At 54.9% G+C, this 25,231-nt stretch carries 23 protein-coding genes; 8 read left to right on the forward strand and 15 right to left on the reverse strand.

Annotated elements, in window-relative coordinates:
• Nucleotides 1-81: 81 nt before the first annotated feature.
• Nucleotides 82-1,092, forward strand: coding sequence for an HTH-type transcriptional regulator GalR (galR, locus tag C1N58_RS15430; RefSeq protein ID WP_039338882.1), 1,011 nt, complete (start codon nucleotides 82-84; stop codon nucleotides 1,090-1,092).
• A gap of 220 nt (nucleotides 1,093-1,312) precedes the next feature.
• On the opposite strand, the gene C1N58_RS15435 is transcribed toward galR, so the two are convergent.
• Entirely contained in the window at nucleotides 1,313-3,688 is a 2,376-nt protein-coding gene (locus tag C1N58_RS15435; RefSeq protein ID WP_394564313.1) for a beta-N-acetylhexosaminidase, read from the reverse strand.
• Between the two features lie 247 nt (nucleotides 3,689-3,935).
• Here C1N58_RS15435 and nrdD point away from each other — a divergent pair, with 247 nt between their 5' ends.
• Nucleotides 3,936-6,074, forward strand: a complete 2,139-nt coding sequence (gene nrdD / locus C1N58_RS15440; RefSeq protein ID WP_394564314.1) for an anaerobic ribonucleoside-triphosphate reductase — start codon at nucleotides 3,936-3,938, stop codon at nucleotides 6,072-6,074.
• On the forward strand, nucleotides 6,071-6,538 hold the full coding sequence (gene nrdG, locus C1N58_RS15445) for an anaerobic ribonucleoside-triphosphate reductase-activating protein (protein ID WP_033739209.1): 468 nt from the start codon (nucleotides 6,071-6,073) through the stop codon (nucleotides 6,536-6,538). Before nrdD ends, nrdG begins: the two co-directional genes overlap by 4 nt.
• Here nrdG and C1N58_RS15450 read toward each other — a convergent pair.
• The gene (locus C1N58_RS15450) at nucleotides 6,530-7,162 is read right to left on the reverse strand and encodes an NAD-dependent epimerase/dehydratase family protein (RefSeq protein ID WP_394564315.1); all 633 of its coding nucleotides are present in this window, start codon (nucleotides 7,160-7,162) and stop codon (nucleotides 6,530-6,532) included. The genes nrdG and C1N58_RS15450 overlap by 9 nt on opposite strands.
• A 145-nt stretch (nucleotides 7,163-7,307) precedes the next feature.
• Between C1N58_RS15450 and C1N58_RS15455 the strand changes: the two genes are divergently transcribed.
• Nucleotides 7,308-7,829 (forward strand): type 1 glutamine amidotransferase domain-containing protein, encoded by a 522-nt coding sequence (locus C1N58_RS15455; protein ID WP_006121777.1) that lies wholly within the window; start codon nucleotides 7,308-7,310, stop codon nucleotides 7,827-7,829.
• 37 nt (nucleotides 7,830-7,866) lie between these two features.
• On the opposite strand, the gene C1N58_RS15460 is transcribed toward C1N58_RS15455, so the two are convergent.
• Nucleotides 7,867-8,295 (reverse strand): YhbP family protein, encoded by a 429-nt coding sequence (locus C1N58_RS15460; RefSeq protein WP_033739205.1) that lies wholly within the window; start codon nucleotides 8,293-8,295, stop codon nucleotides 7,867-7,869.
• Nucleotides 8,296-8,377: 82 nt separating this feature from the next.
• Between C1N58_RS15460 and C1N58_RS15465 the strand changes: the two genes are divergently transcribed.
• Nucleotides 8,378-8,665 carry a GIY-YIG nuclease family protein gene (locus tag C1N58_RS15465; protein WP_006121775.1) on the forward strand — a complete coding sequence of 96 codons (288 nt, stop codon included), beginning with the start codon at nucleotides 8,378-8,380 and terminating at the stop codon, nucleotides 8,663-8,665.
• Here the strand turns inward: C1N58_RS15465 and C1N58_RS15470 are convergent.
• Nucleotides 8,649-9,155 (reverse strand): GNAT family N-acetyltransferase, encoded by a 507-nt coding sequence (locus tag C1N58_RS15470; RefSeq protein WP_324029198.1) that lies wholly within the window; start codon nucleotides 9,153-9,155, stop codon nucleotides 8,649-8,651. The two genes, C1N58_RS15465 and C1N58_RS15470, sit on opposite strands and share 17 nt — an antisense overlap.
• Nucleotides 9,149-9,673 (reverse strand): ubiquinone anaerobic biosynthesis accessory factor UbiT, encoded by a 525-nt coding sequence (locus C1N58_RS15475; protein WP_006121773.1) that lies wholly within the window; start codon nucleotides 9,671-9,673, stop codon nucleotides 9,149-9,151. Before C1N58_RS15475 ends, C1N58_RS15470 begins: the two co-directional genes overlap by 7 nt.
• Before the next feature lie 205 nt (nucleotides 9,674-9,878).
• Between C1N58_RS15475 and C1N58_RS15480 the strand changes: the two genes are divergently transcribed.
• The 3 genes from C1N58_RS15480 (at nucleotide 9,879) to C1N58_RS15490 (ending at nucleotide 12,891) form a co-directional block, all read left to right on the forward strand.
• Nucleotides 9,879-10,874 carry a ubiquinone anaerobic biosynthesis protein UbiU gene (locus C1N58_RS15480; RefSeq protein ID WP_262959876.1) on the forward strand — a complete coding sequence of 332 codons (996 nt, stop codon included), beginning with the start codon at nucleotides 9,879-9,881 and terminating at the stop codon, nucleotides 10,872-10,874.
• Between the two features lie 9 nt (nucleotides 10,875-10,883).
• Nucleotides 10,884-11,768 (forward strand): U32 family peptidase, encoded by an 885-nt coding sequence (locus C1N58_RS15485; RefSeq protein WP_162286120.1) that lies wholly within the window; start codon nucleotides 10,884-10,886, stop codon nucleotides 11,766-11,768.
• 112 nt (nucleotides 11,769-11,880) lie between these two features.
• Nucleotides 11,881-12,891 carry a luciferase-like monooxygenase gene (locus tag C1N58_RS15490; RefSeq protein WP_006121770.1) on the forward strand — a complete coding sequence of 337 codons (1,011 nt, stop codon included), beginning with the start codon at nucleotides 11,881-11,883 and terminating at the stop codon, nucleotides 12,889-12,891.
• Between the two features lie 181 nt (nucleotides 12,892-13,072).
• On the opposite strand, the gene C1N58_RS15495 is transcribed toward C1N58_RS15490, so the two are convergent.
• The 10 genes from C1N58_RS15495 to rimP all read right to left on the reverse strand — a co-directional run bounded on the left by C1N58_RS15495 (nucleotide 13,073) and on the right by rimP (nucleotide 25,031).
• Nucleotides 13,073-14,929, reverse strand: coding sequence for a DEAD/DEAH family ATP-dependent RNA helicase (locus tag C1N58_RS15495; RefSeq protein WP_054634600.1), 1,857 nt, complete (start codon nucleotides 14,927-14,929; stop codon nucleotides 13,073-13,075).
• Nucleotides 14,922-15,002 (reverse strand): protein YrbN, encoded by an 81-nt coding sequence (yrbN, locus tag C1N58_RS15500; RefSeq protein WP_100208641.1) that lies wholly within the window; start codon nucleotides 15,000-15,002, stop codon nucleotides 14,922-14,924. Before yrbN ends, C1N58_RS15495 begins: the two co-directional genes overlap by 8 nt.
• 103 nt (nucleotides 15,003-15,105) lie before the next feature.
• Nucleotides 15,106-15,990: a lipoprotein NlpI gene (gene nlpI, locus C1N58_RS15505; protein ID WP_033739194.1), complete on the reverse strand. Its 885-nt coding sequence runs from the start codon at nucleotides 15,988-15,990 to the stop codon at nucleotides 15,106-15,108.
• Nucleotides 15,991-16,119: 129 nt separating this feature from the next.
• On the reverse strand, nucleotides 16,120-18,249 hold the full coding sequence (gene pnp / locus C1N58_RS15510; RefSeq protein WP_006121767.1) for a polyribonucleotide nucleotidyltransferase: 2,130 nt from the start codon (nucleotides 18,247-18,249) through the stop codon (nucleotides 16,120-16,122).
• Between the two features lie 305 nt (nucleotides 18,250-18,554).
• Nucleotides 18,555-18,824 (reverse strand): 30S ribosomal protein S15, encoded by a 270-nt coding sequence (rpsO, locus tag C1N58_RS15515; RefSeq protein WP_006121766.1) that lies wholly within the window; start codon nucleotides 18,822-18,824, stop codon nucleotides 18,555-18,557.
• A gap of 123 nt (nucleotides 18,825-18,947) precedes the next feature.
• Nucleotides 18,948-19,892, reverse strand: coding sequence for a tRNA pseudouridine(55) synthase TruB (gene truB / locus C1N58_RS15520; protein WP_006121765.1), 945 nt, complete (start codon nucleotides 19,890-19,892; stop codon nucleotides 18,948-18,950).
• The gene (gene rbfA, locus C1N58_RS15525) at nucleotides 19,892-20,299 is read right to left on the reverse strand and encodes a 30S ribosome-binding factor RbfA (protein ID WP_006121764.1); all 408 of its coding nucleotides are present in this window, start codon (nucleotides 20,297-20,299) and stop codon (nucleotides 19,892-19,894) included. Before rbfA ends, truB begins: the two co-directional genes overlap by 1 nt.
• A gap of 65 nt (nucleotides 20,300-20,364) precedes the next feature.
• Nucleotides 20,365-23,049, reverse strand: coding sequence for a translation initiation factor IF-2 (gene infB / locus C1N58_RS15530; protein WP_028723648.1), 2,685 nt, complete (start codon nucleotides 23,047-23,049; stop codon nucleotides 20,365-20,367).
• Nucleotides 23,050-23,066: 17 nt separating this feature from the next.
• Nucleotides 23,067-24,554, reverse strand: coding sequence for a transcription termination factor NusA (gene nusA / locus C1N58_RS15535; protein ID WP_006121762.1), 1,488 nt, complete (start codon nucleotides 24,552-24,554; stop codon nucleotides 23,067-23,069).
• A 24-nt stretch (nucleotides 24,555-24,578) separates the two neighbouring features.
• Nucleotides 24,579-25,031, reverse strand: coding sequence for a ribosome maturation factor RimP (rimP, locus tag C1N58_RS15540; protein ID WP_006121761.1), 453 nt, complete (start codon nucleotides 25,029-25,031; stop codon nucleotides 24,579-24,581).
• Nucleotides 25,032-25,231 lie beyond the last annotated feature (200 nt).

Consider the following 25,231-nt stretch of genomic DNA (forward strand, 5'->3'; position numbering starts at 1 on the left):
CATTCTGTTGGCTTGATGTGCGTACGCTTTTCCGTAACACTGGAGCGATGTGTAAACGTTTCCCCAAAATCAGGTAAACCCATGGCTACCATTAAGGATGTTGCCCGGCTGGCGGGTGTTTCTGTCGCCACGGTTTCCCGCGTGATCAACAATTCGCCTAAGGCCAGTGACAGTTCGCGCCAGGCGGTGAATCAGGCCATGGAATCGCTCCAGTACCATCCAAACGCCAATGCACGGGCGCTGGCACAGCAGTCAACCGAAACCCTGGGGCTGGTGGTGGGCGATGTATCCGACCCGTTCTTTGGCGCGATGGTGAAAGCGGTAGATGAAGTGGCAGGCCAGACAGGCAACTTTTTGCTGATTGGTAACGGTTACCATAATGAGCAAAAAGAGCGCCAGGCTATCGAACAACTGATGCGCCATCGCTGCGCGGCGCTGGTGGTTCACGCCAAGAAAATCCCCGACAGCGAGCTGGAAGTGTTGATGAAGCAGATGCCCGGCATGGTGTTAGTAAATCGCCTGCTAAAGGGGTTTGAACAACGCTGTATTGCGCTTGATGACCGCTACGGTGCCTGGCTGGCCACGCGCCATCTGATTCAACTGGGCCATCAAAATATCGCGTTTATCTGTTCCACTCACACCATTTCGGATGCGGAAGACCGCCTGCAGGGCTATTACGATGCCCTGGAAGAGCACGGCCTGCCCTGCAATGACAGGCTGGTCGCCTGGGGCGAACCGGATGAAGTCGGCGGCGAGCAGGCGATGACGGAATTACTGGGACGCGGCAGAAACTTTACTGCCGTAGCCTGCTATAACGACTCCATGGCTGCCGGGGCGCTGGCGGTCTTAAGCGATAATGGCGTACAGGTTCCCGAAGCGATGTCCCTGATCGGTTTTGATGACGTGCTGGTTTCCCGCTACGTTCGCCCGCGCCTGACGACGGTGCGTTATCCCATCGTCACTATGGCGCAGCAAGCCGCCGAACTGGCGCTGGCGCTGGCTCACCACCAGCCCGTTCCTGAAGTGACCAATATGTTCAGCCCGACGTTAGTCCGCCGTCACTCGGTCAGCGGCCCGGCCACCTCGTCCTGAGTTCCTGCCTTGCCGCGACCTTTGGCGCGGCATGCGTTGATGGTGCAGGATGATACCCACCATTTTTTGCATCTTTTCTCTCTCTGTCTGTTCTGCGAAATAAGCCGGGCCTTCGCGCTGCAGGAAGGCGGCAAGATGAGCCATCCCCGGGAGCTTACTGTTGTCAGTGACCGTGATAGCGAACCGCAAACAATGCGCCTGCTGCGCGCAGGTCGCCAGCTTATTTGAAAGCATGGAGGAGGCGTTCAAGCGGCCGTACGAGCGCAATGACCGTCTCATCCTGCACCTGTGCCGCTGCATCCAGCTTCGCCTGCATCTGCGCCACCTCGCCCGCCCCAAAGGCCTGGTTACGTACATAGGCATCCACCATCGCCATGCCCATCACGCTTAGTGCATCAACCTGCCTGGCGCTGCCCGCCAGCGCATGGAGCGGCTGGGTGGCATTCAGTAGCGGCTGAACCTGCGAATAATTTTCGTGCCAGCGTTGTAACTGTGCACGAATCGCCGTCGCGGCGGCAGGATCGGTTCGGTCTTCAATCAGCAGGGTAACCTGCTTCTCCAGCGCCCGGACGGTATCACTTTCAGCCGGTAAGACGTCCGCCAGGCGATTCAGCGGTTCAAAGTAGTTGTAATGCCCGGCCTTAAACTTGAGATGCTGACGCGTATAGTACTGTGCCGGTTCCAGCGCCTGGGCCAGGACGCGCAGCGGCTCGATATGGGTACTGTTGGCCAGCCGCATCATCTGTCGTTCCGTCTGATCGTGCTGTTGCAGGCCGACGGAGATCGTTGTCCAGCGATCCATCGCCGCCAGCCGTTGATACATGCTGTCAGGGTCGGTGACGTTCTGCGCTGACCATAACCGTTCGGCCACCACAAAAGCGCGCGGCCAGAGTTTGGTATCAATGATCGTGCTGTTGACGTTTTCAGCCCACAGCGCGGCCTCGCCGCCCAGCAGGTTTTGCTGCTTCTGCCGCGCATCGGGCAGCACCGGCTGAATACCGGCTGGCACGGCATCAAGGCGTCGGCCTTCGGTGGCATAGCGTACGTTCCCTACCCGCATATACCCGCTGAGCTGGTTACCGGTCAGCGTCACCACGGGCTGGAACGGTCCCATCCACGTATCGACCTCGAACGTCAGACGATCGGGTGCCAGCCACGCAATCCCTTTCACCAGACGGCGCGACTTACCCGCGAAATCAATAAACCCGCGCCAGCCGTCACGACCTTTAATCAGCGTAAAGCTGCCCGTCACCGGACTGCCTTTTAACCGCGGCATAGAGAACGACCAGCTCTGCGCCTGGTCACCCGGCTGAATGACATCTTTGCCATCAAGCCCCTGGGGATAGATTTCATTGCGATAGTGATAGCTGGCCGGTTGAGGCTGATCCAGATAGAAACCGGTGGAGAGAATGCCGCGATAGCCATTTTTGGCGACGGTACCCAGCGCATCCTGGCCCTGCCAGGACTGGATCAGGATGCTGTGGGGCAGATCCGGATGGGCGATCTCATCCCAGCCCACCATGTGTCGTTGGTGTTTTTCGAGAATTTTTTCAAGGCGCTGATTAAAGTACGCCTGAAGCGCGTGACTGTCGGCAAGACCACGATCGTGCATAAATTGCTGAATGCGGGATGATGCCTGCCACTGGCTGGGATCGACCTCATCGCCGCCAATATGCACATACGGATCGGGAAAAATGGCGGCGACCTCCCCGATTAGCGCATCAATGACCTGGTAAACCTGCTCATTACTGGGATCCAGTAGCGGCTTAAAGACGCCCCAGCCGCGCTCCATCCGATAAGGACCGGGGGCGCTGATCAGTTCCGGCATCGCCACTGCCAGCGCAGAGGCATGTCCGGGAAAATCGAGTTCCGGCACTACGCGCACGCCACGTTCCGCCGCATACTGCACCACGTCGCGCATCTCTTCCTGGGTATAGAAAAGGCCGTCGCTGGCGTTTTGTTGTAGCTGAGGATAGCGGCTGGAGGCGAAACGCCAGCCCTGATCGTCTGTCAGATGCCAGTGCAGCACGTTCATCCGTGCCGCCGCAATGCCATCAATCTGCCGCTTAATCGTTCTGACCGGCATGAAATGGCGGGCACTGTCGATCAGGATGCCGCGCCACGCGAAGCGCGGTTTATCCTGGATCGTCACCCAGGGAATGCGGGTGCCTTCGGGCGTGTTTTCAATCAGTTGCAGCAGCGTTTCCATGCCGCGCATCGCGCCAAAACGGGTAGTAGCCCGTAGCAGAACGCCATCACTGTTGACGTTAAGCTGGTAGCTTTCATCGCTGTCTGGCTGCGGAATGGGATCGGTGACCGTTGCAATCTGCACGCGAATCGTAGGCGGGGTCACGGCCTGATCGATGGGCAGTAAAGGCCAGCCGGTTTGTCGGGCAATGCGTGACAACCAGCGCGTTTCGGCACCGGGTAACCTGTCCCCCTCGATGCGCAAGGTGAGCTGTGGCGTCAACGTCAGCCAGCCTGCGTTGGCAGGTTGCTCTACCTGCTGTGGCCATGGCATTAACGGCAACGTGTCCGCTGCGGCAGAAAAGGACAAAGCACAACAACAGATAAGCACATTTCGGCGTAGCGACATTGGCACGGTACCCTGCAAGTCGATGGCAAAAAAGGTCGGTCACCAGAGTAATGTCATTTTGCGTGGCTAATCAAATCAGTCCGTCCGAAAAGGCGCCCCCGGGGCGATTTTTTTGTCGTGCTGATTTTCTGCGCGTGTTTACGGCTTCTTTGTTTCAGGTCAAAACGAGACGAATTAATTCGCTGCAGTCACTACATGTTGAGCCTAAAATCCGAAACAACACCTATATGTAGTTAACGGAGAGAGCATGGCAACGGTGGTGATAAAGCGCGACGGATGCCGCGTAAGCTTTGATGCACAACGTATCGCAGCGGCCGTTATGGCGGCTGCGCGGGCAGCGAACGTCGACGATGCCGCCTGGTGCGACGCGGTGGCCGGACAGGTTAGCGCACAACTGGTGGAGCGTCAGGACGTCGACATTCAGGATATTCAGTGTGCGGTGGAAGAGACGCTGATGGCCGGACCTTATCCACAACTGGCACGGGCTTATATTGCCTATCGTCACGATCGTGACGTCGAGCGCGAACGCCGCAGCCAGCTGCATCATGCCATCCGTGGCCTGGTCGATCAGACCAATGCCGCCCTGCTTCATGAAAATGCCAATAAAGACAGCAAAGTGATCCCGACCCAGCGCGATTTACTGGCCGGAATTGTGGCGAAACATTACGCCCAGCAGCAAATCCTGCCTCGTGATGTGGTTCAGGCGCATGAGCGCGGCGAGATCCATTATCACGATCTCGATTACTCGCCTTTCTTCCCCATGTTTAACTGCATGCTGATCGATTTGAAAGGCATGCTGACCAACGGTTTTAAAATGGGTAACGCGGAGATCGAGCCGCCCAGGTCGATTGCTACCGCCACTGCGGTGACCGCGCAAATCATTGCCCAGGTTGCCAGCCATATCTATGGCGGAACCACGCTGAATCGAATTGACGAGGTGCTGGCACCCTATGTTGAAAAAAGTTTTGCCCGGCATAAAGAGGTAGCGCAGCACTGGGATATCCCGCAGGCGGAAGCCTATGCCCGCCAGCGTACCGAAAAAGAGTGTTATGACGCCTTTCAGTCGCTGGAATATGAGGTGAACACGCTGCATACGGCAAATGGTCAGACACCGTTTGTCACGTTTGGGTTCGGGTTGGGGACAAGCTGGGCCGCCCGTCTGGTGCAGACATCCATCTTGCGTAACCGTCTGGCAGGACTGGGTAAAAATCGCAAAACGGCCGTCTTCCCGAAGCTGGTGTTTGCGATTCGGGAAGGCGTTAACCGTCGTCCCGGCGATGTGAACTATGACATTAAGCAACTGGCGCTGGCCTGTGCCAGCAAACGAATGTATCCCGATATTCTCAATTATGATCAGGTCGTTAAGGTTACCGGCTCCTTTAAAACGCCGATGGGCTGTCGCAGTTTTCTGGGCGTTTACGAAGAAAATGGCGAGCAGATTCATGAAGGGCGCAACAATATCGGCGTCATCAGTCTGAATCTGCCACGTATCGCGCTGGAAGCACGGGGTGATGAGGCGCGTTTCTGGGCGTTACTGGATGACAGGCTGATGCTGGCGAAACGGGCATTGATGACGCGTGTTGCCCGGCTGGAAAAAACCAAAGCTCGGGTTGCGCCCATTCTTTATATGGAAGGTGCCTGCGGCGTGCGTTTGCAGGCAGACGATGAGGTGGGGTCGATTTTCCGCAATGGCCGCGCCTCCTTGTCTCTCGGTTTCATCGGCTTGCACGAAACACTGAATGCGCTGAGCGGCGCCTCAGTCCATCCTTTTGATGATGCAACCCTGCGCGCCAAAGGCGTGGCCATCGTGGCACGTCTGCGCGCGGCGACCGACGCCTGGAAAGCGGAAACGGGCTATGGCTTTAGCCTCTACAGTACCCCCAGCGAAAACTTATGTGACCGTTTCTGCCGTCTGGATGCGGCTGAATTTGGTGTGGTAAAAGGCGTGACCGACAAAGGTTATTACACCAACAGCTTCCATCTGGACGTTGAGAAGAAGGTGAATCCTTACGAAAAAATCGATTTTGAAGCCCCCTATCCGCCACTCTCCAATGGCGGTTTTATCTGTTACGGCGAATATCCCAATGTGCAGCACAACCTTAAGGCGCTGGAAGACGTCTGGGATTACAGCTACGACCGCGTGCCTTACTACGGCACCAACACGCCAATTGACGAATGTTACGACTGTGGCTTCAACGGGGAGTTCACCTGTACCAGCCGCGGATTTACCTGCCCGAACTGCGGCAATCACGATCCTGCACGGGTTTCGGTCACACGGCGGGTTTGTGGCTATCTGGGCAGTCCGGACGCGCGCCCGTTTAATGCGGGAAAACAACAGGAAGTGCAGCGTCGGGTGAAACATCTTAATAGCGGCCAGCTGGAATGATGCGCATCCATCGTTACTACGATGTCGATATCGTGAACGGCCCCGGCACCCGCTGTACGCTGTTTGTCTCTGGCTGCGAGCACCAGTGCCGCGGCTGTTACAATCAACGTACCTGGCGGCTGGATTCCGGGGTGCCGTTTACCCTGGCGATGGAAGAACAACTGCTGGCCGATCTGAACGACACGCGCATCCCACGACAGGGCTTATCGTTAAGCGGCGGCGATCCCCTGCATCCACAGAATGTGCCGCATATTCGTCGTCTGGTGAAACGCGTCAAACAGACCTGCCCGGGCAAAGATATCTGGCTATGGACCGGCTATGAAATGGCGTCACTGACGTCCGCGCAGCGTGAAGTGCTGCCCTGGATTGACGTTCTGATCGACGGGCGCTTTGAAGAGGCCGAAAAAGACGCCACCCTCTTATGGCGCGGCAGTCGTAATCAGCACATCTGGTATTTACGCTGAAGAGCGGGGAATCGCCCCGGATTCAATGAGGGTGACGCCGGCTTTATCCATGAAGGCCTGCTGATGCAGACAGCGGGCCACATCCTGTGCTGACACTGCACGCCAGTTGCCGGGCAACCAGGAAAACAACGGTGCCATCAGGCTTTCTCCGCGGCGTTTCTCTTTTCTTTCACCGAGCAATAAAGATGGCCGGACGAAAACCAGGCGTGCCCAGTTCTGGTGGCGCAGCGTATTCTCCATCTCACCTTTTACGCGGCTGTATAAAAAGGGCGAATGGCAATGCGCGCCGTGCGCACTCACCACCAGCATCTGCGTGGCACCCAGTCGTAAGCCATTCAATGCGGTGTCCACCACCAGCGTGTAATCCACATGGATAAAGGCCGCTTTACTGCCTGCCTGTTTGCGCGTGGTGCCCAGACAGCAAAATACCGTGGTCAGTGGCCCATCCAGGGGCTGAAGCACATCGGTCAGATCGTCCTCAACCGGATTGATCACCTTGTTCATAACAGGCAACGCACGGCGCGTCGGAGCGATAATCTCATCGATGCGAGGATCATCAACCAGTAAACGCAGCAGATATGACCCGACTAACCCGGTTGCGCCGGTCACTAAAACACGATTCATCTCAGAATTGTCCCTGTTTCATCACCAGCCGTGCAAAATCTGGTCAATGTGCGCCGTCTGGCTTGCTTTCCTGATGTCGGCAGCCAGGCTTAATGCGTATCAGGATAGCGCATTAAGCGCCTAACATGCCTACAGGAGGGTAAAGATGAGCACCAAAATTGCGGTATTGATCACCGATGAATTTGAAGACTCTGAGTTTACCTCGCCAGCGGAAGTGTATAAACGCGCTGGCTACGAGGTGGTGACCATTGAGGAGCAGGCGGGTAAAACCGTTAAAGGCAAACAGGGTGATGCGGAAGTGAAGATTGACCGCAGCATCGACGATGTCAGTGCGGCTGAGTTTGACGCGCTACTGCTGCCTGGCGGCCATTCACCTGACGCCCTGCGCGGCGACGACCGCTTCGTCGCTTTCACCAAAGATTTCGTGGCAAGCGGCAAACCGGTGTTTGCGATCTGCCACGGGCCACAGTTGCTGATCAGTGCCAATGGCGTCCGCGGCCGAAAAATGACCAGCGTAAAAGCCATTGCGGTCGACCTGATTAATGCCGGGGCTGATTTCCGCGATGAAGAAGTGGTGGTGGACAGTGACAAGCTGGTAACCAGCCGCACCCCGGCTGACCTGCCTGCTTTTAACCGTGAGTCCCTGCGCATTCTGGAAGCGCTGTAACGCGTTGGCGCCCTTTTCCGTCAGGGATCAGGGCGCACTACTCTTCCCGCAGCCAGGCAATCTTTTTGCCAAATCCCAGCGCGTTATCGGTCATTTTCAGCTCATCGAGCGTGATTTCCCACAGCGGTGCAGACACGCTGCGTGACATCGGGAAACGTCGCTGATAGGCATGGCGAGCTTCAACCGCCTCCTCCTCACGCAGTTGCCTGATGCGTCCACGATACTGCACCCCTTTTATCAGTAAGACCGTTTTCGGCTGACCATTGATCGTTCCGGCCACGTGAGGATTTTTGCTGGCCAGAAGGCCATGACGTGTATCCGGTTCCGTCATCAACCAGAATGCCATACGTGCCTCATCAAACACGTAGTAACAGTTTGCACACCACAGTTCATTTCCGGCACTGCAGCACAGTGACAGGACATGTTGCTTCTTCAGGTAGCGAATAAGATGGGAAAGATCAGACACAATCAACTCCGGATAAGGGCAACGGATAGCGCACGATGGGGAAGCGCGTTACACTGCCGGGCAGGCATTTCTGGGACAGATTATGAGTCAGCACTGGCAACTTTACCTGATAAAAACGGCCGCCGGTCTGTTATATACCGGCATCACGACCGACGTCACGCGCCGCCTTGCGCAACATGAGTGTGGTCGAGGAGCCCGGGCCCTGCGCGGAAAAGGCCCACTGGCGCTGGTTTATGCCTGCGCGGCAGGTGACCGCGCGCAGGCATCCAGGCTGGAATATCAGGTCAAGCAACTTCCCCGGCAACGCAAACTGCAACTGGTTGCCGAGCAACCGCAGAGTCTCGAAACCTGGCTTAGCGCAGTGCGTTAAAGGGGGCTGAATACTCAATGCGCCCTTCCGCGTCGTCGAAGGCATTATCGGCCAGACGGTAAACCTGGAAAGCGGCTTCACTGTCCGGCCAGCGACAGTGCAATCCCCGGCGCGCCGCAGGTTCAAATCCCAGCGGATGAAACAGCGCAGGCTCGCCAAGTACGACTACCGCGCTGTAACCAAACTCATTGAGCGTATCCAGACCTTCGTAAATGAGGCGTTTCGCAATGCCCTGCCCCCGTAAAGGTTCATCAACGGCCAGCGGCGCAAGGCCGACCCAGCCGCGATCCTCGCCCTGCATCGTGACCGGACTAAAGGCAGCATAACCCAGCACTTGTCCTTCATCATCGGTTGCCACGACGCCAAGCGTTAACAGGCCATCTTCGCGCAGTGCTTGTGTCAGTTCCGCCTCGTCCGATGTAGGGAAACAACGTCGGAGCAGTGCATCGATTCCGGCGGCGTCAACGCCAATTTCCGTTCGTATTAACATGAAACACCTGCGCGTGCCTGTGCGGCGTTCGCGTCCTGTTGCATCGTTGTTTCCACAATCGCAGCCATGTGCTGAATGGCGGTACGTAACCCTACGGGCATGGTGTCGAGTTCTATTGCATCCATTACGTTCTTAACCTCCAGTCCCAGTTCAGTATCCCCTTCAATCAGCAATCGACGCTGAAAGAAAAGCATATCAGGATCCGCTTTACGCGCGGCTACCAGCAACAAATCATTGGCATTGCCCCGGAACCAGACATCTGCTTCGGCATGCTGCAACACCTTCAGTCGACCATCCTCTAGCGTGGTCATCCAGGTGAGATGCATATCAAGGATCTCAATGCCTAAAAAGCGTCCCTGAAGGAAGTCTAACTCACCTTCAGCCAAAACATGACGAAATTGCCAGTTTAAGAGTTGCTGCAAGAGGGGCTTCTTCAAGGTAAACGGGGCAATCTTCGCCGGTAAACCAATAATTTTAGGACCATTTTTCACTAAACTGGCTGAAAACCGCTGAAGCACGCTCGTCACTCCTGTTAAAAAAATTTTAGCTATATTGCCACAGACACCGGTTATCGCCGTCGGTGAGATCAATAAAACCAACAGCTGACCGATTAAAAATACGTCAGCCTCACGCATCAAAACGGCTTTCCCTGCCCCAAATCAAGATTTGCGCAACGCGGCATGACTAGACTCGGGCTCCATCTGTATGTCGAGAGGATTGGGTATGGAGTTGCTGTGTCCGGCCGGGAGCCTGCCAGCCCTGCGCGCCGCCGTTGAGAATGGGGCCGATGCGGTCTATGTCGGGCTAAAAGACGATACCAATGCGCGTCATTTTGCCGGGCTAAACTTTACGGATAAGAAATTACGTGAAGCAGCCTGTTACTTACATCAGCATCGTCGCAAACTGCACGTTGCCATTAATACCTTTGCACACCCTGATAGCGTGCATCGCTGGCAGCGGGCCATTGATGTGGCGGCGGACTGTGGAGCGGATGCGCTGATACTGGCCGATATCGCCACGCTGGCCTATGCCCGCGAACGCTATCCACACATAGCGCGACACTTGTCCGTTCAGGCCTCGGCCACCAATCTGGAAGCCATCCATTTTTATCACCGTCATTTCACTTTGCATCGCGTAGTGCTGCCCCGTGTTTTATCCCTCCATCAGGTAAAACAACTGGCGCGCAGTTCGCCAGTCCCGCTGGAAGTATTTGCCTTTGGCAGCCTGTGTATTATGGCCGAAGGTCGCTGCTACCTGTCCTCCTGGCTCACAGGGGAATCGCCAAACAGCAAAGGTGCCTGCTCGCCGGCGAAGTTTGTGCGCTGGCAGCAAACGCCTGCCGGAATGGAGGTGCGCCTGAATGACGTATTGGTTGACCGCTACGGTGCGGATGAAAGCGCGGGTTATCCCACCCTGTGTAAAGGGCGTTACGAGATCGACGAACAGCGCTACCACGTGCTGGAAGAGCCCACCAGCCTGAATACCCTGGAACTGCTGCCTGAGCTGCTGCGGGCGGGCATTGCCTCAGTGAAGATTGAAGGCCGTCAGCGCAGCCCCGCCTATATTTCTGAGGTGGCGCGCGTCTGGCGTCAGGCGATCAATCGCTGTCAGGCCGCGCCGGATAGCTTTGATGTCAGCGAGAAATGGATGCAGACATTAGGGGCGCTGTCTGAAGGAACGCAAACCACGTTAGGTGCTTACCATCGTGACTGGCAATAAGGAGGCAGCATGAAATATTCCCTTGGCCCGGTGCTGTGGTACTGGCCTGGCGACACACTGCAACACTTTTACCATCTCGCCGCTCAAAGCAGTGCCGACATCATTTACCTGGGCGAAACCGTATGCAGCAAGCGCCGCGCAACCTCGTTTGCCGCCTGGATGGATTTAGCACGTGAGCTGGCTGCCAGCGGCAAGCAGGTTGTCGTGAGCACGCTGGCGCTGCTGCAATCTCCATCCGAACTGAAAGAGTTACAGCGTTATGTCGAAAATGGCGAGTTTCTTATCGAGGCCAACGACATGGGGACGGTCAACATGGCGGCGGAGCGCAAGCTGCCCTTTGTCGCCGGTCCTACCCTGAACGTTTATAACGCTGACACCTTACATCTGCTGGTGAAAGAAGGTATGACGCGCTGGTGCCTGCCCGTTGAAATGCCACGAGACTGGTTGTTAACTCTGCTGGCGCAGTGCGAAACACGCGGTATTCGCGAACAGTTTGAAGTCGAGGTGCTGGCCTATGGGCATTTACCGCTGGCTCTGTCAGCGCGATGCTTTACGGCCCGCTCGGAGAATCGCGCTAAAGATGACTGCGAAACCTGCTGCCGTCATTATCCGAACGGACGCAGGGTGCTTTCGCAGGAGCAACAACAGGTTTTCGTTCTGAACGGTATTCAGACGCTGAGTGGCTACTGTTACAACCTGGGCAACGATCTGGTAAGCATGCACAATTGTGTCGATATTGTGCGACTTTCACCACAAAGCGAGGAAACCTTAAGCCTTGTTGACCGTTTTCGCGACAACGAAGCGGGCCAGGCCCCGTTAGCGATCGAGAAAAACCGGGACTGCAATGGCTACTGGCGTAAACTGCCGGGGATGGTTTTACAGACCACCGACTGAAACGCACATACAGGCAACAGAGAGTGGGCGTAAAGCGTTTTAATATAGCGAATGTTGCGCAATACTTAATAGTGCAGGGTATGAAACCTGCGCTATAACCTCTGGAGTACCCATGTCTGAGAAAAAAAACGTTCGCCTCTCTGTACTCGATCTTGCCCCTGTTCCTCAGGGCGCTACGCCACGTGATGCGTTTCAGAATTCACTTGCGCTGGCACGTCAGGCCGAAGCTCTGGGATTTGAACGTTACTGGTTAGCTGAGCACCATAATATGACCGGCATCGCCAGCGCCGCCACAGCCGTGTTAATCGGCTATCTAGCCGCAAACACCACGACGCTGCGTCTGGGCTCTGGCGGCATTATGTTGCCCAATCACGCGCCGCTGGTGATCGCAGAACAGTTCGGCACCCTGGCATCGCTGTATCCCGATCGCATCGATCTGGGATTAGGCCGTGCGCCAGGATCGGATCAGCGCACAATGCTGGCTTTACGTCGCAACCTGTCAGGCATGCAGGCCGATACGTTTCCGGATGATGTGGCCGAGCTGATTCACTGGTTTGATGCAGAAGCTGGCGCACAGCCGCCTGTTCAGCCGGTACCTGGTTTAGGGATGAAAATTCCCGTCTGGTTACTGGGTTCCAGCCTGTACAGCGCCCAGCTCTCGGCCAAAATGGGGCTGCCGTTTGCGTTTGCCTCGCATTTCGCACCGGACCAGCTGTTCCAGGCTCTGCATGTTTATCGTGAAAACTTTACACCGTCAGCCCGCCTTGCTGAACCTTATGCTACCGTCTGCATTAACATCGTGGCGGCGGATACGGAAAGCGACGCCCGTTTTCTGTTTACCTCAATGCAGCAGCAGTTTATTAATTTGCGTCGCGGCAAGCCCGGTCCGTTACCTGCCCCGGTGCAGAACATGGACAGCCTCTGGTCGCCGTCAGAACAGTATGGCGTCCAGCAGGCTCTGAGCATGTCGCTGGTCGGGGACGTGGATAAAGTGCGTCACGGTCTGGCCTCGCTGCTGCGTGAAACGCAGGCCGATGAGATCATGGTTAACGGTCAGATTTACGATACCGATGCACGTCTGCACTCCTTTAAGCTGGCGATGGAGGCGGCACGCGGGCTGTAAACGCCTCGCTCTGTTTCGCGCCAGGTAAAAGACAAAGACAAAAAGGGAAGCCTGCTGGCTTCCCTTTACTTATCTTGCTTCCCCGCTGTCTCAGCCGGTCTGCCCTGACAGGGATTTACCGCAAGGGCAAAAAAAAGGGAAGCCCGCAGGCTTCCCTTTTTATCATGCGAAATCGTCTCGCTTATGCGTCACGACGACGAGGTGCAGCAGCACCGTCTTCACGACGTGGACCACGACCGCCTTCACGGTTAAAGCTGCGTCCACCTTCACGGCGCTCAGAAGAGAAACGACGGCCCTGACCTTCAGGACGAGGACCACGACGCTCGCCAGAACCTGAACGACGCTCACCACGGCCACCTTCATGCGGCTGTGCATCACCCAGCAGTTGCATATTCATCGGCTTGTTGAGAATACGCGTACGGGTAAAGTGCTGCAGGACATCGCCCGGCATGCCTTTCGGCAGTTCGATCGTCGAGTGCGTACCAAACAGTTTGATGTTACCGATGTAACGGCTGCTGATGTCGCCTTCGTTAGCAATCGCGCCAACGATGTGACGAACTTCAACACCGTCATCACGGCCCACTTCAATGCGATACAGCTGCATGTCGCCAACATCGCGACGCTCACGACGTGGACGATCGCCATCACGGCTGTCACGTGGACCACGGCTGTCGCGACGATCATCACGCTCACGGAATTCGCGGCGCGGAGGACGCGGTGCGTCAGCAGGTACGATCAGCGGACGCTCACCCTGTGCCATTTTCAGCAGGGCGGCAGCCAGCGTTTCGATATCCAGCTCTTCTTCAGGCTGCATTTTGGTCAGCAGTGCACGGTACTGTTCCAGATCGCTGCTTTCCAGTTGCTGCTGAACTTTCGCGGCAAACTTAGCCAGACGACGCTGACCCAGCAGCTCTGCGTTTGGCAGCTCAACTTCCGGAATAGTCAGCTTCATGGTGCGTTCGATGTTGCGCAGCAGACGACGCTCGCGGTTCTCAACGAACAGCAGTGCGCGCCCCGCACGACCCGCACGACCCGTACGGCCAATACGGTGAACGTAAGATTCGGCGTCCATCGGGATATCGTAGTTAACAACCAGGCTGATACGCTCAACGTCCAGGCCACGAGCCGCAACGTCAGTCGCGATCAGGATGTCCAGACGACCATCTTTCAAACGCTCCAGCGTCTGCTCACGCAGGGCCTGGTTCATATCACCGTTCAGGGCCGCGCTGTTGTAACCGCTACGCTCCAGCGCTTCTGCGACTTCCAGAGTGGCATTTTTGGTACGAACGAAGATGATCGCCGCATCAAAATCTTCTGCTTCCAGGAAGCGAACCAGTGCATCGGTTTTACGGCCGTAAGCCGTCCAGTAGCTCTGGCTGATGTCAGGACGCGTTGTCAGGCTCGACTGAATACGCACTTCCTGCGGATCTTTCATGAAACGCTTGGTGATGCGACGAATCGCTTCTGGCATGGTGGCAGAGAACAGCGCGGTCTGATGACCTTCCGGGATCTGCGCCATGATGGTTTCAACGTCTTCGATGAAGCCCATACGTAACATTTCATCTGCTTCGTCCAGCACCAGACCACGCAGATTAGACAGATCTAACGTGCCACGCTTCAGGTGATCCAGCAGACGACCTGGGGTGCCCACAACAACCTGGGGTCCCTGGCGCAGAGCACGCAGCTGCACGTCATAACGCTGGCCGCCGTAAAGGGCAACTACGTTCAGACCGCGCATGTGCTTAGAGAATTCGGTCATCGCTTCAGCAACCTGAACCGCCAGTTCGCGGGTCGGAGCCAGCACCAAAATTTGCGGTGCTTTAATAGTCGGATCAATGTTGTTTAACAGCGGCAGAGAGAACGCTGCCGTTTTACCACTCCCGGTCTGCGCCATGCCTAACACGTCACGGCCCGCCAACAGGTGAGGAATACACTCAGCCTGGATTGGGGATGGCTTTACGTAGCCCATGCCGTTCAGTGATTCAAGGATGTCGGCGTTCAGGCCAAGGTCTGCAAAAGTGGTTTGAATATCAGTCATGTAGTACACGTGCCTCGTTGATTGCGGCGGCCAGTCTACATAACTCGTCGTGAAAACTTTCAGTCATTTTCATCAAAAAGTGTGAACCGGCTCAAATTAGAAGTTTTGACGAACAGAAAAGCCCTCATCCCTGAAGATGATGACTTGACAGGTTTACAGGCAAAAAAGTTCGTCAGCTATTGCTGGTCAGATTCTGATAAATCGTCTTGTGCCTGGCCGAGTAGCGCCAGTTCCAACAATGCGTATCGGTGTTCAACAAAGTTATTCACGTTGTTGGCGACCGCCAGTTTGAACAACGCTTCTGCGTTGTCCTTCTCCCCCAGACTTAGGTAATACTTACCTAAATAGAAGTTGGTTTCACTGAGATGTTCAGCGAGCGAGGTGTTATCCGTTGCGTCCGCCTTGAGACGTTCCATCAGTGTTGCTTCGCTGATGTCGCCCAGGTAGAACTCGACAATATTCCATCCCCATTGGTCCTTAACCGCTTTATCGTAACGCTGTTTAAGCGCCACTTTTGCTTTGGCTGCGTCCATCTTGCTTTCAACAAGATAGAGCCACAAGCTACGGAAAGGATCGTTAGGATCGTCTTGATAAAACGCCAGCAGATCATCTTGCGCTAACTTGTATCGACCACCGTAATAGAGGGCGATACCACGATTTAAATGCGCATAGTTGTAAGTTGGATCAAGCTCAAGTACAGAATCAAACGCTTCATAGGCGGCATCATAGTTGCCCGCCTGCGTTAAGTATATACCAAGATAGTTAAACACTTCTGGCATATCAGGTCTTATAGACAGCGCTTGCGAAAAATCGTTCCGCGCTAATGCCCTCAGACCCAGACTATCATACAACACTCCGCGCTCATATAACAGCTGTGCGCGTTCATCATCGGTAAGGGCTCGACTGGCAAGAATTTGTTCCATGCGAGCCAGAATCACTTCCTGCTGCAGTGTGGGCTGTAAAGGTACTGCAAGAACTTCGTTCTTACGCCAATTGGAGTTGCTGCATCCTGCCAGCGTCAAAGCTGTCGCAACAAAACACCAGCGCAAAAAAGGCTTCATTTCCCACTCCCGAATACAAACATTGGGACAACCGTCCTGTTATCCGCCTGCTGTGCACAAGGATTCCTGCCCTCGCGATGACACAAAAGCCTCCCCCTGCCAGGCAAGGAGAGGCAAATCAGGAAAGACTTATTCAGCGTCAGGTGCGCTCTCAGCTGCAACAGCCTCAGGCTTGGTTTCTGTCGCTTCTTTGATGCTCAGACGGACACGGCCCTGGCGATCCACTTCCATCACCTTCACCGGTACTTCCTGACCCATCTGCAGATAATCCGTCACTTTCTCAACGCGCTTATCAGCGATTTGTGAAATGTGCACCAGACCTTCTTTACCGCCGCCGATAGCAACGAAAGCACCGAAATCGACAATGCGCGTGACTTTACCGCTGTAAATGCGGCCCACTTCGATTTCAGCGGTGATCTCTTCGATGCGACGAATCGCTTCTTTCGCTTTCAGGCCATCAGTTGCTGCGATTTTCACCGTACCGTCATCTTCGATTTCGATGGTGGTGCCGGTTTCTTCGGTCAGCGCACGGATAACAGAACCGCCTTTACCGATCACATCTTTGATCTTATCTGAACTGATCTTGATGGTGTAAATGCGCGGTGCGAACTCAGAGATTTCCTGACGCGGCGTGCTGATAGCCTGCTCCATCACGCCCAGAATGTGCAGACGTGCACCTTTGGCCTGATTCAGCGCTACCTGCATGATCTCGCGGGTGATGCCTTCAATTTTGATGTCCATCTGCAGCGCGGTGATACCGTCACGGCTACCCGCCACTTTGAAGTCCATATCACCCAGGTGATCTTCATCACCCAGAATGTCAGACAGAACAACAAATTTGTCGTCTTCTTTTACCAGGCCCATCGCGATACCGGCAACAGACGCTTTAATAGGTACGCCCGCGTCCATCAGCGCCAGAGAAGCACCACAGACGGAAGCCATAGAAGATGAACCGTTTGATTCAGTGATTTCAGACACGACACGAACGGTGTAAGGGAAATCTTCCACTTTTGGCATTACGGCCAACACGCCGCGCTTCGCCAGACGACCGTGACCAATTTCACGACGCTTAGGCGAGCCCACCATACCGGTTTCACCTACTGAGTAGGGAGGGAAGTTGTAGTGGAACAGGAAGCTGTCGGTACGCTCACCCATCAGTTCATCCAGGTTCTGCGCATCGCGGGTGGTACCCAGCGTTGCGGTCACCAGCGCCTGTGTTTCACCACGGGTGAACAGGGCTGAACCATGGGTACGCGGCAGTACGCCGGTCCGCACGTCCAGACCACGAATCATGTCTTTTTCACGGCCATCGATACGCGGCTCGCCGTTCAGAATACGGGTACGAACAACCGTCTTCTCCAGGCTGTGCACGATATCACCGATTTCAGCCGCATCCAGGGATTCGTCTTCCGCCAGCAGCGCCGCGATGGTTTCGTCTTTGATGGCGTCAACCTGGGCATAACGCGCTTGCTTGTCAGTGATACGGTACGCATCGCTGATACGCGCTTCAGCCAGGGCCGCGACACGTGAAATCAGTGCGGTATTGGCCGCTTCTGGCTGCCAGTCCCAACGCGGTTTGCCCGCTTCAGCGACCAGTGCATTAATGTTTTCAATCACCACCTGCTGCTGATCGTGGCCGAACACCACAGCACCCAGCATTTGTTCTTCAGACAGGATTTCTGCTTCAGATTCCACCATCAGAACGGCGTTCTGCGTACCAGCAACCACCAGATCCAGACGTGACGTTTTCAGTTCGTCAGCCGTTGGGTTCAGTACGTACTGGTCATTGATATAACCCACACGCGCCGCACCGATTGGGCCATTGAAAGGCAGACCCGACAGCGCCAGCGCGGCAGAGGCACCGATCATCGCAACGATGTCTGGGTGAACCTGTGGGTTGACCGAAACAACGGTCGCAATCACCTGAACTTCGTTAACAAACCCTTCCGGGAACAGAGGACGCACCGGACGGTCAATCAGACGTGAAATCAGCGTTTCACCTTCGCTTGGACGACCTTCGCGACGGAAGAAGCTGCCCGGGATACGACCAGCAGCGTAAGTACGCTCCTGATAGTTAACGGTCAGTGGGAAGAAGTCCTGGCCTGGTTTGGTTTTTTTCTGGCCAACAACGGTGACAAAAACAGCGGTGTCATCCATGCTCACCATAACGGCGGCAGTCGCCTGGCGAGCCATCATGCCGGTTTCCAGCGTGACGGTATGTTGACCATATTGGAATTTGCGTACGATCGGATTAAGCAAAATCAAAGTCCTTAACATCGGGGCAGTGCTATCTTGAGCCTGCCATTAATTACCGATCTCCGTTGCATCCTCGCGACTAATGACAACCCTTAACCGCCCCTGCGGTAAAGCCTCTCATTAGCCGCGCGAACCTCTGCAAACAAAGATCACACCCAACAACAATACATGAGTTTGCTCAGGATTGCTGCGCATTGCTCGAAAAAAGGGGCCATAAAGGCCCCCTTTTCATGAAACTCGCACAAATCTGATCGCCAAAGGGGTTTTAGCACACATTTGTGGCATCCCAGACGATCCGATTTTAAGACTTAGCGACGCAGACCGAGGCTTTCGATCAGGCTGCTGTAGCGTGCAACGTCTTTACGCTTCAGGTAGTCCAGCAGCTTACGACGCTGAGATACCATGCGCAGCAGACCGCGGCGGCTGTGGTGGTCTTTTTTGTGCTCAGAGAAGTGGCCCTGCAGATGGCTGATCTGCGCGGTCAACAGTGCAACCTGAACTTCAGTTGAACCGCTGTCGTTAGCACCACGACCATATTTAGCAACGATCTCTGCTTTAGCTTCTACGCTTAGAGACATAATAAACTCCAGTTAAATGAATGTATGGGCGCCGATCTCTAATTCAGCATCCCGCTTTAAAGCCGCGCTATTCTACTCTTCGCCAGAAGGCAACGCAAATGCCCTTAATGAAAAGCGCACAACTTAATTCTGATACTCAACCACTAAACGGCGTGGAGCAATCCGGCCATCGTCGGCCACTTCTGCCATACCGATAAACTTGCGTGTTTCACCTTCGGTGACCCGAACCAGCCCCTGGTCAGGTGCCTGACTTGCATGCACCGGCTGGCCCTGTTTAAAGTAGGCCGCCACATCCGCTGACAGGTTGACCGCAGGAAAATCCGCAGCCGGACTGTCCATGGGCAGCAGCAGAGGATCGAGCTGTAACGCCAGATCGTCGCCTGAGGCGTTCGCCTCTGCCTGCAACGCCTGAAGCTGCTCCAGCGTGACCATTCTTTCGAAGGGATAGCGTGCTACCTGCAAACGACGCAGCATGATGACATGCGCACCGCAGCCCAGCTTTTCACCCAAATCGTCAATAATGGTACGGATGTACGTACCTTTAGAGCAGTGAATTTCCAGCTCAAGCTCACTGCCCTGCCAGCGAATAAACTGCAAGTCATACACGGTGATCGGCCGGGGCTCACGTTCGATAGTGATGCCTTCGCGGGCATATTCATACAGTTTCCGGCCCTGATGTTTCAATGCTGAAAACATCGACGGCACCTGCATAATGTCACCACGAAAACTGTCCAGTGCGGTATCCAGATCGGCCTGGGTAAAGGTCACGGGACGAGTTTGTACCCGGTTCCCGTCCGCATCGGAGGTATCGGTACGTTCACCTAACCGGGCAATCACGCGATAACGCTTATCGGAATCCAGCAGATACTGCGAGAACTTGGTGGCTTCACCCAGACAGATCGGCAACATGCCGGTTGCCAGCGGATCAAGTGCACCTGTGTGTCCTGCACGGTTAGCGTTAAAAATGCGCTTCACCTTCTGCAGAACATCGTTAGACGACATGCCTTGTGGCTTATCCAGCAACAAAACGCCATGGACGTCGCGACCGCGACGACGAGGACGACTCATTACGCCTCCTCGTCATCATCCGTGGTTTCTGGACCACGACGCTCAACGTCTTTTTTCACCACGTTAGTCACGAGGTTGGACATGCGCATCCCTTCAATCAACGAGTTATCGTAGAAGAAGGTCAGTTCAGGCACGATACGCAGGCGCATGGCTTTACCCAGCAGCGTACGGATATAACCCGAGGCTTCTTTCAACGCTTTCAGGCCATTTTTTACGGCTTCTTCATCTTGATCGTTGAGGAATGTCACAAACACTTTGGCGTAAGCGAGGTCACGTGATACCTCAACACCCGAAACGGTCACCATCATGCCAAGGCGTGGATCTTTAATCTCACGCTGCAGAATCATCGCAATCTCTTTTTGCAGCTCCTGTGATACACGCTGCGGACGGCCAAATTCTTTCGCCATTTTTATTTCTCCCAAATAATTCGGGAGGCCAGCGGCCTCCCAAATTGCATCATCAACGCCAGGACTTAAGCGATGGTGCGTTTAACTTCAATCACTTCGAAGACTTCGATCATATCGCCGACACGAACGTCATTATAGTTCTTCACGCCGATACCGCACTCCATGCCGTTACGCACTTCGTTAACGTCATCTTTAAAGCGACGCAGTGATTCAAGCTCACCTTCGTAGATCACCACGTTATCGCGCAGGACGCGGATTGGGTTGTGACGCTTGATGTTACCTTCCGTCACCATACAACCTGCGATAGCACCAAATTTCGGTGATTTGAACACGTCACGCACTTCAGCCAGACCGATGATCTGCTGTTTGTACTCTGGTGCCAGCATACCGCTCATTGCGGCTTTCACTTCGTCAATCAGGTTATAGATGACGGAGTAATAACGCAGATCCAGGCTTTCAGCGTCGATGACGCGACGCGCAGATGCGTCCGCACGGACGTTAAAGCCAAGGATAATCGCGTTAGATGCGGCTGCCAGCGTCGCGTCGGTTTCGGTGATACCACCTACGCCTGAACCCACAATCTTCACCTTCACTTCGTCGGTGGAGAGTTTGAGCAGGGAGTCGGAGATCGCTTCCACAGAGCCCTGAACGTCGGCTTTCAGCACGATGTTCAGTTCAGATACTTCGCCTTCGGTCATGTTAGCAAACATGTTTTCCAGCTTAGATTTCTGCTGACGTGCCAGTTTCACTTCGCGGAATTTGCCCTGACGATACAGTGCCACTTCACGGGCTTTCTTCTCGTCACGCACCACGGTCGCTTCATCACCTGCCGCCGGAACACCGGACAAGCCGAGGATCTCAACCGGGATAGACGGGCCCGCTTCCATGACTTCACGTCCCAGTTCGTCACGCATTGCACGAACACGGCCGTATTCGAAGCCACAAAGAACGATATCGCCTTTGTTCAGCGTACCTTCGCGTACCAGAACGGTCGCAACCGGACCACGACCTTTGTCGAGGAACGATTCGATCACAACGCCGCTGGCCATACCGGCACGAATGGCCGTCAGCTCAAGCACTTCTGCCTGCAGCAGAATCGCGTTCAGCAGATCGTCAATACCGGTACCCGCTTTCGCAGAGACGTTGACGAACATGTTTTCGCCGCCCCACTCTTCCGGAATGATGCCGTACTGTGTCAGTTCATTTTTAACACGATCCGGATCGGCTTCTGGCTTATCGCACTTGTTGACAGCAACCACAACCGGCACTTTCGCGGCTTTGGCGTGCTGAATCGCTTCGATGGTTTGTGGCATCACACCGTCATCTGCCGCCACCACAAGGATAACGATATCCGTTGCCTGCGCACCACGTGCACGCATCGCGGTAAACGCGGCGTGGCCCGGGGTATCCAGGAAGGTGATCATACCGTTGTCGGTTTCGACGTGGTATGCACCGATGTGCTGTGTAATCCCGCCCGCTTCGCCAGAGGCGATTTTGGTCGAGCGGATGTAATCCAGCAGTGAGGTTTTACCGTGGTCAACGTGGCCCATAATGGTCACGACCGGCGCACGCGCTTCCTGCGCTGCATCGGTATCACGATCGTCCATTACCGCTTCTTCCAGCTCGTTTTCACGACGAAGGGTCACCTTGTGGCCCATTTCTTCGGCAACCAGCTGTGCGGTTTCCTGGTCGATAACCTGGTTGATGGTCGCCATAGCGCCCATTTTCATCATCGCTTTGATGACCAGTGAACCTTTAACGGCCATTTTGTTAGCCAGTTCAGCAACGGTGATGGTTTCGCCAATCACCACATCGCGGTTAACCGCCTGTGCTGGCTTGTTGAAGCCCTGCTGCAGAGCGCTTGGCTTACGATGCTTACCACCTTTACCACCACGAACCTGCGCACGGGCTTCTTCGCGGTCGGTTTTGGCTTCTGAATGCTTGTTGCCTTTTTTCACCGGACGCGCGGCTTTAGCACTGCGCGTGCGGGCACGACCCGCTTCGACCTGACGATCGTTCTCGTCTTCGGCCTGACGGGCATGTGTTGAGGTGGTGACGTGATAGTCGCCCTTATCCTCTTCTTCAGGCTTTTCCCATTCAGCCGCTTTTTCTTCGGCTAAACGGCGGGCTTCTTCCGCGGCGAGGCGGGCAGCCTCTTCCAGCTTACGACGCGCTTCTTCTTCCGCTTTACGCTTCAGTTCAGCGGCTTCAGCTTCACGACGTGCTTTATCGGACTGGGCGGCCTTGGTCACTTCGTCGGTAGGTTGATTAGTCACTTTCTCATTTTCCGCTGCTGCACGCTTAGCCTTTTCAGCGGCTTCGCGCCTGGCTTTCTCTTCGGCTTCACGTTGCGCTTTTTGTTCCGCTTCACGACGCGCCTGTTCAGCGGCCTCGCGTTGCGCCTGCTCTTCCGCTTCACGCTGCGCCTCGGCTTCTGCTTCTGCCTGAGCTTGCTCAGACTCTGCATCACCTTTTACATACGTGCGCTTTTTGCGGACTTCGATTTGCACCGATTTACTTTTACCCCCGGTGCCAGGAATATTCAAGGTACTACGCGTTTTGCGCTGCAGGGTCAGTTTGCCTGAACCGGCCTGACCATGCTTCAGGTGAGACAGTAAGGTTTCTTTCTCATGCTGGGTCACCGCATCATTTTCAGACTTTGGGATCCCCGCATCAGCAAACTGCTGTACCAGGCGATCGACCGAAGTCTGAATTTCTGCTGCCAGCGATTTTACGGTTACATCTGTCATGCTGTTCCTTCCTGTTATTACGCGTCATCGCCGAACCAGCAGATATTGCGTGCGGCCATAATCAGCGCGCCAGCTTGCTCATCAGTCAGCCCTTCAATATCAGTCAGATCGTCAACACCTTGCTCAGCAAGGTCTTCCAGCGTGCAAACGCCTTTGGATGCCAGGCGGAAAGCCAGTGCACGATCCAGACCCTCAAGATTCAAGAGGTCTTCTGCAGGTTCCTGATTCCCCAGGCTCTCTTCTTTAGCCAGTGCCAGGGTGGTTAACGCATTTTTTGCTCGTTCACGCAGGGCTTCAATGGTCTCTTCGTCGAGGCCGTCGATTTCCAACAGCTCGTTAATTGGCACATAGGCCAGTTCTTCCAACGATGAGAAGCCCTCTTCCACCAGAATGGTGGCGAACTCTTCGTCGATGTCGAGATGTTTAGTGAACATATCGATCGCTGCATGGGCTTCAGCCTGATGCTTCGCCTGCAGATCATCGACGGTCATCACGTTCAGCTCCCAGCCACTCAGCTGTGAAGCCAGACGCACGTTTTGGCCATTACGGCCGATCGCCTGGGCCAGATTGCCAGCCTCAACGGCGATATCCATCGTGTGGTTGTCTTCATCAACCACGATTGACGCCACATCAGCCGGAGCCATGGCGTTAATAACAAACTGTGCCGGGTTGTCGTCCCACAGCACGATATCGATACGCTCGCCGCCCAGTTCACTGGACACGGCCTGAACACGCGCACCGCGCATACCGACGCAGGCACCCACCGGATCAATACGTTTGTCGTTCGTTTTTACTGCAATTTTAGCGCGTGAACCCGGATCGCGGGCTGCGGCTTTAATTTCAAGCACTTCTTCGCCAATTTCTGGTACTTCAATGCGGAACAGTTCGATCAGCATTTCTGGCTTTGAGCGGGTCACAAACAGCTGTGCACCACGCGCTTCCGGGCGAACGGCATACAGAACACCACGAATACGGTCACCAGGGCGGAAGTTTTCGCGCGGCAGCATATCCTCACGCAGGATTACCGCTTCAGCATTGTTGCCCAGATCCAGTGAAATATTGTCACGGTTAACTTTTTTCACCACGCCGGTGATGATTTCGCCTTCCTGCTCACGGAACTGATCCACGACCATTGCGCGCTCGGCTTCACGTACTTTTTGCACGATAACCTGTTTTGCGGTCTGGGTAGTAATGCGGTCAAAGGTGACAGATTCAATCTGATCTTCAACGTAGTCGCCCAGATTGAGGGACTCATCTTCGTAGCGAGCCGCATCCAGCGTGATCTCACGCGTTGGCTGAGTGACCTGCTCTACGATTTCCCAACGGCGGAACGTATCAAAGTCGCCACTTCTGCGGTCGATGCTGACGCGGACGTCAATTTCCTGCTCGTACTTTTTCTTGGTCGCAGTCGCCAGCGCGCTCTCCAGCGCTTCGAAGATTTTCTCACGCGGCAGGGCTTTTTCGTTAGAAACGGCTTCTACAACAGCTAAGATCTCTTTGTTCATCCTGGTTAGCCTCAATCCGGACTTTTAAAAGTGGGGGACCAGGTTCGCTTTCTGAATATTACTCAGCGCGAACACCTCGTCATTACCCTCAACGTTTACCGTTATCATCTCGCCTTCTACAGACTTGATGATTCCCTGCCATTTACGGCGGTTTTGAACGGCCATACGCAGCACCAGGCTCACCTCATCGCCGGTAAAGCGTGCATAATGTTCTGCAGTGAACAGAGGACGGTCGAGCCCCGGTGAGGACACTTCAAGGTGGTAAGGGACGGTGATGGGATCTTCCACATCCATCACGGCACTCACCTGGTGGCTGACGTCCGCGCAATCGTCAACATTGATGCCATCTTCACTGTCAATATAGATGCGCAGGGTTGATGTGCGACCACGAACGAATTCAATTCCGACCAGTTCGTAGCCGAGCGCTTCTACCGGAGCAGATACCAACTCTGTCAATTTTTGCTCTAATGTGGACAAGCCCACCCCCAAGACATAAAAAAAGGGCCTATAGCCCAGTATTACGATTCGCTAATAACAAAAAACCCCGAATAGTCGGGGCTTTTTATCACTGGACCCTGTATGCCGCATTGCGGCCCGGACGCCCATCCAAAAGAATTTTTTTCAAAATTCGCTGCTAATGCGCCCGTCGATGCATACAGTATATTTGAAAAAGAACT

Source organism: Pantoea sp. SGAir0180 (assembly GCF_043546245.1).

Coding starts and splice junctions, on each gene's coding strand:
- galR (WP_039338882.1), top strand. CDS start 82: ATGGCTACCATTAAGGATGTTGCCCGGCTGGCGGGTGTTTCTGTCGCC.
- C1N58_RS15435 (WP_394564313.1), bottom strand. CDS start 3,688: ATGTCGCTACGCCGAAATGTGCTTATCTGTTGTTGTGCTTTGTCCTTT.
- nrdD (WP_394564314.1), top strand. CDS start 3,936: ATGGCAACGGTGGTGATAAAGCGCGACGGATGCCGCGTAAGCTTTGAT.
- nrdG (WP_033739209.1), top strand. CDS start 6,071: ATGATGCGCATCCATCGTTACTACGATGTCGATATCGTGAACGGCCCC.
- C1N58_RS15450 (WP_394564315.1), bottom strand. CDS start 7,162: ATGAATCGTGTTTTAGTGACCGGCGCAACCGGGTTAGTCGGGTCATAT.
- C1N58_RS15455 (WP_006121777.1), top strand. CDS start 7,308: ATGAGCACCAAAATTGCGGTATTGATCACCGATGAATTTGAAGACTCT.
- C1N58_RS15465 (WP_006121775.1), top strand. CDS start 8,378: ATGAGTCAGCACTGGCAACTTTACCTGATAAAAACGGCCGCCGGTCTG.
- C1N58_RS15470 (WP_324029198.1), bottom strand. CDS start 9,155: ATGTTAATACGAACGGAAATTGGCGTTGACGCCGCCGGAATCGATGCA.
- C1N58_RS15480 (WP_262959876.1), top strand. CDS start 9,879: ATGGAGTTGCTGTGTCCGGCCGGGAGCCTGCCAGCCCTGCGCGCCGCC.
- C1N58_RS15485 (WP_162286120.1), top strand. CDS start 10,884: ATGAAATATTCCCTTGGCCCGGTGCTGTGGTACTGGCCTGGCGACACA.
- C1N58_RS15490 (WP_006121770.1), top strand. CDS start 11,881: ATGTCTGAGAAAAAAAACGTTCGCCTCTCTGTACTCGATCTTGCCCCT.
- C1N58_RS15495 (WP_054634600.1), bottom strand. CDS start 14,929: ATGACTGATATTCAAACCACTTTTGCAGACCTTGGCCTGAACGCCGAC.
- yrbN (WP_100208641.1), bottom strand. CDS start 15,002: ATGAAAATGACTGAAAGTTTTCACGACGAGTTATGTAGACTGGCCGCC.
- nlpI (WP_033739194.1), bottom strand. CDS start 15,990: ATGAAGCCTTTTTTGCGCTGGTGTTTTGTTGCGACAGCTTTGACGCTG.
- rpsO (WP_006121766.1), bottom strand. CDS start 18,824: ATGTCTCTAAGCGTAGAAGCTAAAGCAGAGATCGTTGCTAAATATGGT.
- truB (WP_006121765.1), bottom strand. CDS start 19,892: ATGAGTCGTCCTCGTCGTCGCGGTCGCGACGTCCATGGCGTTTTGTTG.
- rbfA (WP_006121764.1), bottom strand. CDS start 20,299: ATGGCGAAAGAATTTGGCCGTCCGCAGCGTGTATCACAGGAGCTGCAA.
- infB (WP_028723648.1), bottom strand. CDS start 23,049: ATGACAGATGTAACCGTAAAATCGCTGGCAGCAGAAATTCAGACTTCG.
- nusA (WP_006121762.1), bottom strand. CDS start 24,554: ATGAACAAAGAGATCTTAGCTGTTGTAGAAGCCGTTTCTAACGAAAAA.